The 509-nt window shown below is 41.8% G+C and carries 2 pseudogenes; both read right to left on the bottom strand.

The annotated features are described in order from the left end of the window. Window positions 1-173: pseudogene (locus ACFINS_RS11380) on the bottom strand (50S ribosomal protein L7/L12); the annotation flags it as partial. Between the two features lie 102 nt (window positions 174-275). After that, window positions 276-509: pseudogene (locus ACFINS_RS11375) on the bottom strand (50S ribosomal protein L10); the annotation flags it as partial.

Here is a 509-nt window from a genome sequence, read left to right as displayed (position 1 = left end):
TCAAATTCTGTTTTTTCTTCAGCAACGGGAGCAGCAGCACCAGCAACAGCAGCAACAGCTACAGGAGCGGCAGCCGAAACTCCCCATTTTTCTTCAAGTAACTTAGAAAGCTCAGCAGCTTCCAAAACGGTTAGGTTAGAAAGGTCTTCTACGATCTTCGCTAGATCAGCCATTTTAAAATTCCTTTAATTAAAAGATTTGAACCATTGTTTAGAACTTATTTAAAAAATAGAAAAACATTATAACTCTTCTATCACCATGAGTACAAAACAGCCCTAAGCCGCCTTACCCTCCTGAGCATATGCGCCAATAACACGTACAACCTGACCAGCAGGAGCATTAACAACCTGTGCGATACGAGTCGCAGGAGTAGAAATCATACCCACAAGTTTTGCCCGCAACTCGTTGAGTGAAGGTAATGAAGCTAAAGATTTCACAGCATCTACACTCAAACTTGTTGCGCCCATTGAACCGCCAAGGATAACAAATTTGTCATTGGTTTTCGCAAA

It is taken from the genome of Bartonella sp. AA2SXKL (assembly GCF_042197205.1).
GTDB lineage: Bacteria > Pseudomonadota > Alphaproteobacteria > Rhizobiales > Rhizobiaceae > Bartonella.
Note: the sequence above shows the minus strand (reverse complement) of the source record. Positions and strands in the feature narration are given on the sequence as shown.